Annotated in this window: 13 protein-coding genes; 11 read left to right on the top strand and 2 right to left on the bottom strand. The window is 71.4% G+C overall.

The genetic code is table 11. The annotated features are described in order from the left end of the window. Positions 1-105 precede the first annotated feature (105 nt). On the bottom strand, positions 106-1,200 hold the full coding sequence (locus ACQP0U_RS26700) for a 3-deoxy-7-phosphoheptulonate synthase (RefSeq protein WP_433312219.1): 1,095 nt from the start codon (positions 1,198-1,200) through the stop codon (positions 106-108). A gap of 273 nt (positions 1,201-1,473) precedes the next feature. Here ACQP0U_RS26700 and ACQP0U_RS26695 point away from each other — a divergent pair, with 273 nt between their 5' ends. The 5 genes from ACQP0U_RS26695 to ACQP0U_RS26675 all read left to right on the top strand — a co-directional run bounded on the left by ACQP0U_RS26695 (position 1,474) and on the right by ACQP0U_RS26675 (position 6,381). Continuing rightward, on the top strand, positions 1,474-1,692 hold the full coding sequence (locus tag ACQP0U_RS26695; RefSeq protein ID WP_433312216.1) for a hypothetical protein: 219 nt from the start codon (positions 1,474-1,476) through the stop codon (positions 1,690-1,692). 212 nt (positions 1,693-1,904) lie between these two features. Next, positions 1,905-3,194 carry a M16 family metallopeptidase gene (locus ACQP0U_RS26690; RefSeq protein WP_433312213.1) on the top strand — a complete coding sequence of 430 codons (1,290 nt, stop codon included), beginning with the start codon at positions 1,905-1,907 and terminating at the stop codon, positions 3,192-3,194. Then, positions 3,191-4,528, top strand: coding sequence for a M16 family metallopeptidase (locus tag ACQP0U_RS26685; protein ID WP_433312210.1), 1,338 nt, complete (start codon positions 3,191-3,193; stop codon positions 4,526-4,528). Before ACQP0U_RS26690 ends, ACQP0U_RS26685 begins: the two co-directional genes overlap by 4 nt. A gap of 220 nt (positions 4,529-4,748) precedes the next feature. After that, entirely contained in the window at positions 4,749-5,774 is a 1,026-nt protein-coding gene (locus tag ACQP0U_RS26680; RefSeq protein ID WP_433312209.1) for an aspartate-semialdehyde dehydrogenase, read from the top strand. 166 nt (positions 5,775-5,940) lie between these two features. After that, positions 5,941-6,381 carry a PPOX class F420-dependent oxidoreductase gene (locus ACQP0U_RS26675; protein WP_433321173.1) on the top strand — a complete coding sequence of 147 codons (441 nt, stop codon included), beginning with the start codon at positions 5,941-5,943 and terminating at the stop codon, positions 6,379-6,381. Between the two features lie 14 nt (positions 6,382-6,395). Here ACQP0U_RS26675 and ACQP0U_RS26670 read toward each other — a convergent pair whose 3' ends face one another. Continuing rightward, positions 6,396-6,977 (bottom strand): nucleotidyltransferase family protein, encoded by a 582-nt coding sequence (locus ACQP0U_RS26670; RefSeq protein ID WP_433312207.1) that lies wholly within the window; start codon positions 6,975-6,977, stop codon positions 6,396-6,398. Positions 6,978-7,091: 114 nt separating this feature from the next. Here ACQP0U_RS26670 and ACQP0U_RS26665 point away from each other — a divergent pair, with 114 nt between their 5' ends. The 6 genes from ACQP0U_RS26665 (at position 7,092) to ACQP0U_RS26640 (ending at position 12,433) form a co-directional block, all read left to right on the top strand. Next, complete coding sequence (locus ACQP0U_RS26665; RefSeq protein WP_433312205.1) at positions 7,092-7,775, top strand: TMEM175 family protein; 684 nt, start codon at positions 7,092-7,094, stop codon at positions 7,773-7,775. A gap of 73 nt (positions 7,776-7,848) precedes the next feature. Continuing rightward, a complete protein-coding gene (locus tag ACQP0U_RS26660) occupies positions 7,849-8,265 on the top strand; it encodes a CBS domain-containing protein (RefSeq protein ID WP_433312203.1) in 417 nt (138 codons plus the stop codon). Positions 8,266-8,472: 207 nt separating this feature from the next. Beyond that, positions 8,473-8,844 carry an SCP2 sterol-binding domain-containing protein gene (locus tag ACQP0U_RS26655; protein WP_124822132.1) on the top strand — a complete coding sequence of 124 codons (372 nt, stop codon included), beginning with the start codon at positions 8,473-8,475 and terminating at the stop codon, positions 8,842-8,844. Continuing rightward, positions 8,844-10,904, top strand: a complete 2,061-nt coding sequence (locus ACQP0U_RS26650; protein WP_433312199.1) for an amylo-alpha-1,6-glucosidase — start codon at positions 8,844-8,846, stop codon at positions 10,902-10,904. The genes ACQP0U_RS26655 and ACQP0U_RS26650 overlap by 1 nt, the downstream gene beginning before the upstream one ends. A gap of 95 nt (positions 10,905-10,999) precedes the next feature. Then, positions 11,000-11,752, top strand: a complete 753-nt coding sequence (locus tag ACQP0U_RS26645; protein ID WP_433312196.1) for a lysophospholipid acyltransferase family protein — start codon at positions 11,000-11,002, stop codon at positions 11,750-11,752. A gap of 93 nt (positions 11,753-11,845) precedes the next feature. Then, complete coding sequence (locus ACQP0U_RS26640; protein WP_433312193.1) at positions 11,846-12,433, top strand: isochorismatase family protein; 588 nt, start codon at positions 11,846-11,848, stop codon at positions 12,431-12,433. Positions 12,434-12,437: the final 4 nt, after the last annotated feature.

Genomic DNA, 12,437 nt, shown 5'->3' with positions numbered 1-12,437 from the left:
ATTCCGCGAAGGCTATTTAGGTGAGGCCCGGGGACACTGGACACACCGACACCCCAGTCAACGAGCCGACCCCCGCTCGTGTTCCGGACGCCGAGGTGTCGGCGGTCACACTGTCGTTGGCAGTGTGGCCCGGCGGGCCCGCACGGCCGACGCGAGGTGGTCGAGCACCTCGGCGGTGTCGTCCCAGCCGAGGCAGGCGTCGGTGACCGACCGGCCGTACTCCAACTCCCGGGTCGGGTCGAGCTCCTGTCGGCCGGGCAGCAGGAACGACTCCAGCATCACGCCGGTGATCCCACGCTGGCCGGCGGCCAGTTGGGCGGCCACGTCCGCGGCGACCAGCGGCTGGTTGCGGTGATCCTTGCCGCTGTTGGCGTGGCTGGCGTCGATCACCAGGCGCTCCGGCAGGTCGGCGGCGCGGAGCAGGTCGAGAGCCCCGGCGACCGACTCGGCGTCGTAGTTGGGCCGACCGCCCCCGCCGCGCAGCACCAGGTGCCCGTCGGTGTTGCCCCGGGTGTGCATGATCGCCGGGGTGCCGGAGAAGTCGATGCCGGGGAAGACGTGCGGCACCCCGGCGGCGCGGATCGCGTCCACGGCCGTGCCGATGCTGCCGTCCGGGCGGTTCTTCATGCCGATCGGCATGGACAGGCCGGAGGCGAGCTGGCGGTGCACCTGGCTCTCCACCGTGCGGGCGCCGATCGCGCCCCAGGCCACCGTGTCCGCGATGTACTGCGGGGTGATCGGGTCGAGGAACTCGCAACCCACCGGCAGGCCGAGCCGGACCACGTCGAGCAGCAGCGCCCGCGCCAGCCGCAGGCCGGTGTTGACGTCCCCGCTGCCATCCAGGCCCGGGTCGTTGATCAGGCCCTTCCAGCCGACAGTGGAGCGGGGCTTCTCGAAGTAGACCCGCATGACGATCAGCAGGTCGTCGGCCAGCCGGTCGGCTGCCGTCCGCAGACGCTGCGCGTAGTCGAGGGCGGCGGCCGGATCATGCACCGAGCAGGGGCCGACCACCACCAGCAGGCGGTCGTCTTCGCGGTCCAGCACGCGACCGACCGCGCGGCGGCCGGTCAACACGGCCGACGCGAGCGGGGCGTCCAGGGGCAACTCGTGGTGCAGCAGGGCGGGCGTGGTCAGCGGCACGACACGGTCGATCCGCTGATCGCTGACCCGATCGGTCTCCGGGGTCGTCACGGTGGGCATCCTTCCGCCGACCGTGCCCGGGGCCGGTGCCCGGGACGAGCCGGCTGCTCGTACGCAAAAGGGCAGGAACGACAGCTCCTGCCCAGCCGGCTCGGTCCGTGGTGACGTCAGTTCATGGTGAAGTCACCGGCGTGCGAGCCGGCTGCCTAAACCATCGATAGGAACGCGTCACCGGGCCAGCGTACCCGACCGAACGCGGTCACCCGGCCTGTCGTCCCAAGATGCGGGGCGAACATCGCGTGCCGGAGGTGCGGTCGGGGTAACAGGGGTGCCATGACAGACGAGCAGAGCGACCAGGCGCGGGTGGAATCCCGCGCGCACCATCTCCTGCCCGAGGAGAAGGCGGTGGGCAGCGACGACCCGGAGGCGCAGGCGGAGGCCATCCTCGCCGAGTCGGACATCCGCGCGGCGGACCAGAACGCCGCACCGGACACGGTGCTGGAACGTCGTACCTCGGATCAGACAGTGGCCGCGGTCGAACCGCCGGACTGAGCGGTCGCCCCGCGGGCCCGGCGCGACCCCCGGTAGCTGTGGCCGCGCAGCCGGGCCAGCGGACCTGCCACCCGCAGCTGGGGTGGCAGGTCGCGCCGCGCCCGGTCGAACGCGAGCGGCGCGCCCTCCTCGGCGCTGAGCTGGCGCCCGGGTCGGCTCGCCGACCGACCGCACGTCACCTTTCCGCCCCCGAGATCGGATAGCGTCGGGGGATGCCCGACAGTGGTTACCCCTGGCCCATTCAGACGTCCCGACTGGACAACGGCCTGCGCGTGGTGGTGAGTGAGGATCGCACCGCGCCCGCCGTGGCCGTCAACCTCTGGTACGACGTCGGCTCCCGGCACGAGCCGGCCGGGCAGACCGGTTTCGCTCACCTCTTCGAGCACCTGATGTTCGAGGGCTCGGTGAACGTGGCGAAGACCGAGCACATGAAGCTGATCCAGGGCTCCGGCGGCTCGCTCAACGCCACCACCAACCCGGACCGGACCAACTACTTCGAGACGGTCCCGGCCGAGCACCTGGAGCTGGCGCTCTGGTTGGAGGCCGACCGGATGGGCGGCCTGGTCCCCGCCCTCACCCAGGAAACGCTGGACAACCAGCGGGACGTGGTGAAGAACGAGCGCCGGCAGCGCTACGAGAACGTGCCGTACGGCGACGCCTGGCTGCGGTTGCTGCCGCTGCTCTACCCGCCGGGGCACCCCTACCACCACGCGACGATCGGCTCGATGGCCGACCTGAACGCCGCCGGCCTCGCCACCTTCCAGGCGTTCCACCAGACCTACTACGCGCCGAACAACGCCGTGCTCACAGTGGTCGGCGACGCCACCGCCTCGGACGTGTTCGCGCTGGCCGACAAGTACTTCGGCGCGCTGCCCGCCCGCGACGACATCCCGCCGGCACCGGACGGCCGCAGCGTCCCCGCCACCGGGCAGACAGCCGTCGAGTCGGTGAGCGCCGACGTGCCGGCGCCGCGGGTGTACATCGCCCACCGCAGCTACCCGTTCGGCAGCCCGGGGTACAACGTGATCACCGTGCTCGCCACCATCCTCGGCAGCGGCCGGGGCAGCCGGCTCTACCAGCGCCTCGCCGACGGCGAGAGGATCGCCCAGCCGGACCTGGTCGGGGCGTACGGGGTGGACCTCGCACACGCCCCGGCCCCGCTGATCGCCACCGCCACCGCCCGCCCCGGAGTGAGCGCCGAGCGGCTGGCCGAAGGGCTGGCCGAGGTCGTCGACGAGTTGGCCACCGTGCCGGTCACCGCCGCCGAGCTGGATCGGGCCAAGGCGTTGCTGAGCACCGGGTGGTGGCGTCAGCTGTCCACCGTCGACGGCCGCGCGGACCTGCTCGGCCGGTACACCACGCAGTTCGGTGACCCGGCCCGCATCGCCGACCAGTTGCCGGCCCTGCTCGCGGTCACCGCCGAGCAGATCGCCGAGGCCGCCGCCGACGTGCTCGCCACCGACCGGGTGACCCTGACCTACCTGCCCGAGGAGACCTCATGACGCTGATCGCCGACCGTCCCGGCCCGGGTGCCGCCCGCCCGTACCGGTTCCCGCCGGTGGTCCGCCGCACCGCGGCCGGTGGTCAGGTCGTCGCCGCGCACCTGCCGGGGCAGAACCTCGCGGTGGCCCTGCTGCTGCTCGACGTGGGCGCGGGCCAGGAGCCGGTCGGCAAGGAGGGCCTGTCCGGCGTGCTGGCCAAGGCGTTGGAGGAGGGGACCGCACTGCGGGACGCCGCCGCGTACGCGCTCGCCGTCGAGGGGCTCGGCACCGCGTTGTCGACAGGTCTGGACTGGGACTCGTTCCAGGCCAGCGTGGTGATCCCGGTGGACCGGCTGAGCGCGGCCGTGGAGCTGCTCGCCGAAGCGGTCCGGACACCCAGGCTCGACCCCGCCGACGTACGCCGGGTCCGCGACGACGAGGCCACAGCGCTCCGGATGGACTGGGCCAACCCCGGCCCGCGCGCCGACGCCGCGCTGCGCGCCGACCTGTTCGGCGCGCAGAACCGCTGGGGGCGGCCGATGCACGGCGACCCGGAGTCGGTCGCCGGGCTGGACGTGGAGGACGTCACGGTCTTCCACTCCGAGTGGTTCCTGCGCCCCGGCACCCTGATCGTCGCCGGTGACCTGGACCGGATCGACCTGGACGCCCTGGCCGCCGCGGCGTTCGCCGGCACCGGTGGTGGCCCCGCCGAGCGGGGCGGCCCCATCGAGGTGCCGCTGCACAGCGGTCGGCGGATCATCCTGGTGGACCGGCCCGGCTCGGTGCAGTCCACGCTGCGGCTGGGCCACCCGTCAGCGCACCGGGCGCACCCCGACTACGTGCCGATGACGCTCGCCGGCACGGTGCTCGGCGGGGCGTTCACGTCCCGACTCAACCACCTCCTGCGCGAGGTGCACGGCTACACCTACGGCATCCGTGGTGACTTCGCCGCGTCGCGGCGGTTCGGTCGGTTCGCGGTCAGCTCCGGCGTGCAGACGGCGGTCACCGCGCCGGCCCTGGTCGAGGCGGTGGGCGAGATCACCCGTACCCAGGCCACCGGGGTGACCGAGGACGAGCTGGAGGTGGCCCGCTCCTGGCGGGCCGGGCAGCTCTCGGTCGAGTTGCAGAGCCCCCGGGCGATCGCCTCCGCGCTGACCACCCTTGTGGTGCACGACCTGCCGGACGACTACCACGCGCGTCTGCGCGAGTCGCTGCTCTCCGCCGACGTGGACCAGGTCTCCGCGGCGGCGGCCACCCACCTGCACCCGGAAGCCCTCACCCTGGTCATCGAGGGCGACGCCGCAGTGATCCGCGACGACCTCCAATCCACCGCCCTGGGAAACCTGCTCCCCTAACCCACCCACCCACCCACCTCACCCCACCCGGCCCCGCGCCCCCGGCCCGCCGCGCCGTTGATCATGGAGTTGTTGTCACTCGACACGGCGTGTCGCGGCAATAACTTCATGATCGACGGGAGCGGGGTGGGGGAGGGGGCCGGGGGGTGGGTGTGAGGTGGGACCCGGGGGGTGGGAAAGGGCTCCCGGTTTCGGTGGTGGGGTCGGTAGCCTCGCGGACATGAGGATCGGCATTGTGGGGGCCACCGGCCAGGTCGGTGGCGTGATGCGGCAGGTGCTGGCGGAGCGGGAGTTCCCGGCGGAGCAGGTGCGGTTGTTCGCGTCGGCGCGGTCCGCCGGGCGTACGCTGCCGTGGCGTGACGGCGAGGTGACCGTCGAGGACGCCGCGACGGCTGACTATTCCGAGCTGGACATCGTGCTCTTCTCGGCAGGTAAGGGCACCGCCCTGGAGTTGGCGCCCCGGGTCGCCGAGACCGGCGCCGTGGTGATCGACAACTCGTCGGCGTTCCGGATGGACCCGCAGGTGCCGCTGGTGGTCGCCGAGGTCAACCCGCACGCCGCCCTGGCCCGGCCCAGGGGCATCATCGCCAACCCCAACTGCACCACGATGGCCGCGATGCCGGTGCTGCGTCCGCTGCACGCCGAGGCTGGCCTGGTCGGCCTGGTCGTCTCCACCTACCAGGCGGTCTCCGGCGCCGGGCTGGCCGGTGTGGCCGAGCTGGACGAGCAGGTCCGCAAGGTGGCCGAGCACGCCGCCGGGCTGGCCTTCGACGGGTCGGCAGTGGAGTTCCCCGCGCCGCGCTCGTTCGCCCAGCCGATCGCCTTCAACGTCCTCCCGCTGGCCGGTTCGATTGTCGACGACGGCTCGTTCGAGACCGACGAGGAGCAGAAGCTCCGCAACGAGAGCCGCAAGATCCTGGAGATCCCCGACCTGAAGGTCTCCGGCACCTGCGTCCGGGTGCCGGTCTTCACCGGGCACTCGCTCCAGATCAACGCCCGGTTCGCCCGGCCGCTCACCCCGCAGCGCGCCCACGAACTGCTGGCCGACGCGCCCGGGGTGGCGCTGACCGATGTCCCGACGCCGTTGCAGGCCGCCGGCCAGGACCCGACCTACGTGGGCCGGATCCGCGCCGACGAGACAGTGGAGTACGGGCTGGCCCTGTTCTGCTCCAACGACAATCTGCGCAAGGGCGCCGCGCTGAACGCGGTGCAGCTCGCCGAGCTGGTCGCCGCCGAGCGCCGCTGACCGGCACGGTCGCCGCAACACCGAGCCCACACCGGGCCCCCGCCGTCCGTCGGCGGGGGCCCGGTGCCGTTTCGGGTGGATGCCCCGCCGTTGCGGTGGTCGCCCGCGACGGCCGGCAGGTCGTGCTTGGATGGGTCGGAGACGATCGTCCAACCTGGAGGACACCATGCCGGATGACCGCACCCAGCAGGCGCTGACCGATCTGGTGGCCGACCACTCGATGGGCGTGCTCGCCACCATCAAGCGGGACGGGCGTCCGCAGCTGTCCACGGTGCTCTACTCCTTCGACCGGGACGAGGGCCTGATCCGGGTCTCGGTCACCGACGGCCGCGCCAAGACCGCCAACCTGCGCCGCGATCCGCGTGCCAGCTTCCACGTCAGCAGCGAGGACGGCTGGGCGTACGCGGTGGTCGAGGGTCGCGCCGAACTGACACCACCGTCCGCCGAGCTGGGCGACGACACTGTCGAGGAGCTGGTGGCGCTCTACCGGGGGCTGAGTGGTGAACACCCCGACTGGGACGAGTACCGCCAGGCCATGGTCGACGAGGGACGGATCGTGCTGCGCCTGCACGTCGAGCGGCTCTACGGCATGCCGCCCCGAGGCTGACCCGCCCGCAGCGGTCAGCCCGGCTCGATCACTGTCACGCCGGGCCAACGCCGCGCCGGTTGGTGCCGGGCCAACCGCTGCCGGGATCGGGCCACGTCCACCCGGGCCGGATTGTGCCGCCACACCCCGCCCAGCAGATCCGCCAGGCCGTACGGGGCGCAGACCTTGAGCCGGTCGGCCGAGTCCAGGCGGACGGCCACCGCTGTCGCGTACTCCGGCCAGGTGGCGACGGCCTCGGCCACGCTGCGGTACGGCTCGATCGGGTCGCCGCCGAACCTGGCCGCGTACCAGGTGTGCACCGCGGCCTGGTTGCGTGCCTCCCACGGCGGCTGCGGCCACATGTCGGTCAGCCGGGTGGTGGCCCGGTCGTCGTCGACGCCGGTCAGCCTCGCCGGGTCGAAGAAGACGACGTCCACGTCGCGGACCCCTGCCGGGTCGAACCCGTCGCCGTACCGCTCGCCCCAGACGAGGTCGCGCAGGGCCCCCGCGCCGATCCAGGCGTCCGGCAGCCCGGAATCACGCACCACGGACAGCGCGCGGGTCAGCCAGTCGCTGCCGGCGACCAGGTCCCGCAGCTCGTCCTCGCCCGTCATCATCCGCCCAGGGTAGGCAGCCGAGCCGACGCGTGCCGCCCGTCGGAGGGTGTGCCGCCCGTCGACGGGTATACCGCCCTGCTTCGCCGTCGCGGAACGTCGGGGAGGGGGTGGGCGATGGGTGCCGGCACGAGCAGCGACGAGACCCTTCCGGGCGGTCCGCCCCTGCGGCGGGAAACCTCCCGGTTGCTGTCGTTCAGCGACGGGGTCTTCGCCATCATCATCACGCTGCTGGTGCTCAACCTCCAGCCTCCTCGGGTCGGCCGGGGTCAGCTGCTGCACGCGCTGGTCGAGCAGTGGCCGGCGTACCTCGCCTATGTCACGTCGTACCTGTATGTGGCGGTGAACTGGCTGAACCACCGGGCCGCCTTCAACCGGGTGGAGAACAGCGGAAAGGCCCTCCAGTGGTACAACCTCGGAGTGCTGTTCAGCACCGCGCTGCTGCCGTTCGCCACCTCTGTCGTCTCGCAGGCCATGCGCGACGGCGACCAGGCGGACCAGCGGACCGGCGTGGTCGTCTACGGCCTGGTCGGTGTGCTGGTCTCGGTGAGCTGGCTGGGGCTGTACCACTACCTCACCCGGCATCACGATCTGCTGGACCGGACGGTGCCGCGTCGGTTCTTCCCGGCCGAACGGGCGCGGGCCGCGATCGGCCTCCTGGGGTACGCGTTGGCGATCCTCGTCGGATTCGTGGCCAGCCCGCTGTTCGCGCTGGTGATCTTCCTGCTGCTGCCGGCGTTCTACAGCCTGACCAGCAGCGGTCTGTACGAGCTGCGCCGCCTGCGGCACCCGCGCGGATAGGCCGGGGCCGTCGGCGTTACCCCCTCCCGAGCGGCGGGTAGACGAGCCGTGCCGACACCGAGAGGGGAGCACCATGACAACGGTCGGAGAGTTCATGACGACCCGGTTGGTGACGATGGACGGCAACGACACGCTCATCGCCGCAGCGCAGGAGATGCGTGACAGCGCGATTGGCGATGTGGTGGTGACCGATGGCGACAGTGTGGTCGGCATCGTCACGGACCGGGACATCACGGTCCGAGGTGTCGCGGAGAACATGGACCCGGGTTCGACCCGGTTGAACCAGATCACCACTCGCGACGTGATCACGGTGAGTCAGTACGACGATGCCGTGGCCGCCGCGGACCTGATGCGGACGTACGCCGTACGCCGACTCCCGGTGATCGACGACGGGCGTCTGGTCGGTCTGATCTCGATGGGTGACCTCGCGGTCGAGCGCGAACCGCAGTCGGTGCTGGCCGACATCAGCGCCGACGATCCGAACAACTGACCGTCCGCCGCGGCGCGCGCCGGCTCTCCCCTCCGGGGAGGGCCGGCGCTGTGGCGTCCGTCGACCCTGGTCGGCCGCTCACCCCATCTGGGCGAGGTTGACCGGGGGAGCGGCGGGGACCCGTGCGGGGACGTACAACGCCGGCCGTCCGCGCGACGCGAGCGCGGTGGGTGGACCCCGGCCCGGCAAGTGGGAGGAGTGGACCCGATGGTGGACGCGACCACGAGGTTCTTCGAGGACCTGGACCGGCGGGGGTACGAACCCCTGCTGGCCAAGACCTCCGGGACGCTGCGGATCGACCTGCACGAGGGGGCGCAGACCCGGCACTGGCTGCTGAGGATCGATCACGGTCGGCTGAACGTCAGTCAGGAGGACCGGGAGGCCGACACGGTGATCGGCGCCAGCCCGGTCCTCTTCGACGACATCGCCTCGGGGCGCGAGCACGGCCTGGCCGCGTTGTTGCGGGGGGACATGACGGTGTCGGGCGACGCTCGTCTCGTCGTACAGGTGGAGCGGATCTTCCCGGGTTCCCCGGACGCCCGTGGGCCGCGTCGGCGTTTCGCCGGGGAGGTGCACTGATGGGGCAGAGCAACACGATCCGGATCCTGGACGGCAACACGTTCGTCGTCTGCGAGGACACCGGTGACATCGAGGCGACGCCGAGCGAGCCCACCGGGCTCTTCTCCATCGACACCCGGTTCCTGTCGACCTGGGTGCTGACCGTCAACGGTGAACGACTCAACTCGCTCTCCTTCGACGACCTGCAGTACTTCGAGTCGCGATTCTTCCTGGTCCCGGGGATGGCCACGCACTACATAGACGCGAAGCTGTCGATCATCCGGGAGCGCGCGGTGGGTGGCAGCTTTCGGGAGCAGTTGACCATCCTCAACCACGACGAGAAGCCGATCGACCTGGAAGTCCGGATGGACGCGGCGTCGGACTTCGCCGACCTGTTCCAGGTCAAGGACGAGATCCTCAACAAGAAGGGCGAGATCTACACCGAGGTGGAGTCGGACCGGCTGCGGCTGGGGTACCGGCGGGGGAACTTCCGCCGGGAGACGGTGATCTCGTCGTCGATGTCGGCCCGGTACGACAGCAAGGGCTTCGCGTACACAGTTCACCTGGAGCCCAACGAGCAGTGGGAAGCATCGATCGACGTGCAGACCCACGCGGTCGGGCCCGGCGGCCGGGACCTGCGTTTCGGGCTGCGCATGCACGGCACCGAGCGGCTGGCTCTCCAGCACGACCTGGAGCAGTGGATCGCCGACGCGCCCAAGGTCAACAGTCAGCACGGCCGGGTGGCCAGCACGTACCGGCGAAGCCTGATCGACCTGGCGGCCCTGCGCTTCTCGCCGCTGTCGCTGGGTGGCGCCACCCTGCCGGCCGCCGGTCTGCCCTGGTTCATGACCATGTTCGGTCGGGACAGCATCCTCACCTGCCTCCAGACGCTGCCGTTCACCCCGCAGCTGTCGAAGACGACGCTGCGCATCCTGGCGTCCCTGCAGGGCAGCCGGTTCGACGACTTCCGGGACGAGGACCCGGGGCGCATCCTGCACGAGATGCGCTACGGCGAGACCGCCGCCTTCGAGGAGCAACCCCACTCGCCGTACTACGGCTCGGTGGACGCGACGCCGCTGTTCATCGTGCTGCTCGACGAGTACGAGCGCTGGAGCGGGGACGTCGCTCTGGTCAAGGAGTTGGAGCAGGAGTGCCGGGCGGCACTGAGGTGGATCGACAACTACGCCGACCTGGTCGGCAACGGCTACATCTGGTACGAGCGACGCAACACCGACACCGGCCTGGAGAACCAGTGCTGGAAGGACTCCTGGGACTCGATCTCCTACTCCGACGGCACGCTGCCGCCGTTCCCACGGGCCACCTGCGAGGTGCAGGGGTACGCGTACGACGCGAAGGTCCGCGCGGCCCGGTTGGCTCGCGAGTTCTGGGGTGACCCGGAGTTCGCCGTCCAGTTGGAGCGGGAGGCGGCGGAGCTGAAGGAGCGGTTCAACCGGGACTGGTGGGTGGACGACGGCGAGTTCTTCGCCCTGGCGCTGGACCCGGACGGCCGCCAGTGCGACATCCTGAGCTCCAACATCGGCCACCTGCTGTGGAGTGGGATCGTCGAACCGAAGCGGGCGGAGAAGCTGGCCGCGCACCTGGTCGGGCCGCGGCTCTTCACCGGCTGGGGGGTGCGCACGCTCGCCGAGGGGGAGGCGCGGTACAACCCCATCGGCTACCACAACGGCACGATCTGGCCGTTCGACAACTCGTTCATCGCCTGGGGTCTGCGCCGCTACGGCTTTGCCGAGGAGGCCGCGACCATCGCCAACGGCATCCTCGACGCGGCCACGTACTTCGGTGGCCGGTTGCCGGAGGCGTTCGGCGGCTACCCACGGGAGTTGACCAAGTTCCCGGTGGAGTACCCGACGGCGTGCAGCCCGCAGGCCTGGTCGACGGGCGCGCCGCTGCTGCTGCTGCGCACCATGCTCGGTCTGGAGCCGCACGAGGGTCACCTGGCGGTCGAGCCGCGGCTGCCGGTGGGGATGGGTCGCATCGAGGTGCTGGACATCCCGGGTCGCTGGGGCCGGGTGGACGCGTTCGCCAGGGGTCGGCTGGACCTGGACAGCCTCGGCGACTGACCGTTTCGACAGCCGAACCGGCGGTGACGCGCCACCCGCGTCGCCGCCGGTTCGCCGCTCAGCCGAACCCCAGCCGGTCAGGGTAGATTCTGCGAATGCCGGAGCTCGTGTACCCGCCCGTTATCGCCACCGCCAAGACGCTGTTCCGGGTCCTCGACCTGAAGATCACCATCGAGGGCGCCCACCACGTACCCCGCACGGGCGGGGCGGTGCTGGCCAGCAACCACGTCAGCTACCTCGACTTCATCTTCGCCGGTCTGGGCGCGAACGCGTCAGGTCGGCTGGTTCGGTTCATGGCCAAGGACTCGGTCTTCACGCACAAGATCTCCGGCCCGCTGATGCGCGGCATGCGGCACATTCCGGTGGATCGGCAGGCCGGCGCGGCCTCGTTCCGCGCCGCCGTGGGCGCGCTCAAGCAGGGCGAGGTCGTCGGCGTCTTCCCCGAGGCGACGATCAGTCGGTCGTTCACCGTCAAGGAGCTCAAGAGCGGCACGGTCCGGATGGCCCGTTCGGCGAAGGTGCCGGTGCTGCCGGTCGCGTTGTGGGGCACCCAACGCCTCTGGACCAAGAGTCGCCCGCGCACCCTGACCCGCCGGCACACACCGATCACCATCCTGATCGGCGAGCCGATCGACCCGGCGGACTTCCCCGACCCGAACGTGCTGGCCGCCGAGCTGACCACGCGGCTCAGCGCCCTCGTCGACCGGGCGCAGCGGGACTACCCGGACACTCCGGCCGGCCCGGAGGACACCTGGTGGCAGCCCGCGCACCTCGGTGGCAGCGCGCCCACACCGGAGGAGGCCGCCGCGCTGGACGCCGCCGCCGAGCAGCGCACCCCCGCGCCGTAGTTGGCCGGATCGTTCCGCACTCGGGCAGGATGGTGTCTGCCGGCGCGAACGCCGTCCGGCCAGGATCGACGTATGAGCAGAGCAGCACTAGTCGTGATCGACGTACAAGAGTCCTTCCGTCAGCGCCCGATCTGGGCGTACGGCTCCAACCCCGACATGATCCGCCAGGTCGACCGGCTGGTGGCTGCCGCCCGGCAGCGCGGCGACCTGGTGGTCTGGGTGCTGCACTCGGAGCCCGGTACGGGCGGGTTGTTCGACCCCGCCCTCGGGTACGTGCGGCTGATCGACGGGCTGGTCCCCGCCGAGGGTGAGCCGACGCTCGTCAAGACCGCGCACAACGCGTTCACCACCACGAACCTCCAGCAGCTGCTCACCCAGGCGGGCAGCACCGACATCACCGTCTGCGGAATCCGCACCGAGCAGTGCGTGGAGACCACCGCCCGGGTCGGCGCGGACCTCGGCTACCGGATGACCTTCGTCACCGACGCCACGCTGACCTTCCCCATCCCCCACCGGGACCTGCCGGAGACCGCCACGGTCGCGGAGATCCTCGCCGACCCGCGCACCCTGACCAACGAGGAGATCGTGACCCGCACCGAGTACGCGCTGGCTGGCCGCTTCGCGACCATCCGGACCGTGGACGAGGTGACCGGCGCGACCCTCGCCGGCAGCCGGGGCTGACGTC

The organism is Micromonospora sp. CA-269861 (assembly GCF_050948505.1).
Classification (GTDB): Bacteria; Actinomycetota; Actinomycetes; order Mycobacteriales; family Micromonosporaceae; genus Micromonospora.
This window is presented reverse-complemented; position numbering and strand designations above follow the sequence as displayed.

Coding starts and splice junctions, on each gene's coding strand:
- ACQP0U_RS26700 (WP_433312219.1), bottom strand. CDS start 1,200: ATGCCCACCGTGACGACCCCGGAGACCGATCGGGTCAGCGATCAGCGG.
- ACQP0U_RS26695 (WP_433312216.1), top strand. CDS start 1,474: ATGACAGACGAGCAGAGCGACCAGGCGCGGGTGGAATCCCGCGCGCAC.
- ACQP0U_RS26690 (WP_433312213.1), top strand. CDS start 1,905: ATGCCCGACAGTGGTTACCCCTGGCCCATTCAGACGTCCCGACTGGAC.
- ACQP0U_RS26685 (WP_433312210.1), top strand. CDS start 3,191: ATGACGCTGATCGCCGACCGTCCCGGCCCGGGTGCCGCCCGCCCGTAC.
- ACQP0U_RS26680 (WP_433312209.1), top strand. CDS start 4,749: ATGAGGATCGGCATTGTGGGGGCCACCGGCCAGGTCGGTGGCGTGATG.
- ACQP0U_RS26675 (WP_433321173.1), top strand. CDS start 5,941: ATGCCGGATGACCGCACCCAGCAGGCGCTGACCGATCTGGTGGCCGAC.
- ACQP0U_RS26670 (WP_433312207.1), bottom strand. CDS start 6,977: ATGATGACGGGCGAGGACGAGCTGCGGGACCTGGTCGCCGGCAGCGAC.
- ACQP0U_RS26665 (WP_433312205.1), top strand. CDS start 7,092: ATGGGTGCCGGCACGAGCAGCGACGAGACCCTTCCGGGCGGTCCGCCC.
- ACQP0U_RS26660 (WP_433312203.1), top strand. CDS start 7,849: ATGACAACGGTCGGAGAGTTCATGACGACCCGGTTGGTGACGATGGAC.
- ACQP0U_RS26655 (WP_124822132.1), top strand. CDS start 8,473: ATGGTGGACGCGACCACGAGGTTCTTCGAGGACCTGGACCGGCGGGGG.
- ACQP0U_RS26650 (WP_433312199.1), top strand. CDS start 8,844: ATGGGGCAGAGCAACACGATCCGGATCCTGGACGGCAACACGTTCGTC.
- ACQP0U_RS26645 (WP_433312196.1), top strand. CDS start 11,000: ATGCCGGAGCTCGTGTACCCGCCCGTTATCGCCACCGCCAAGACGCTG.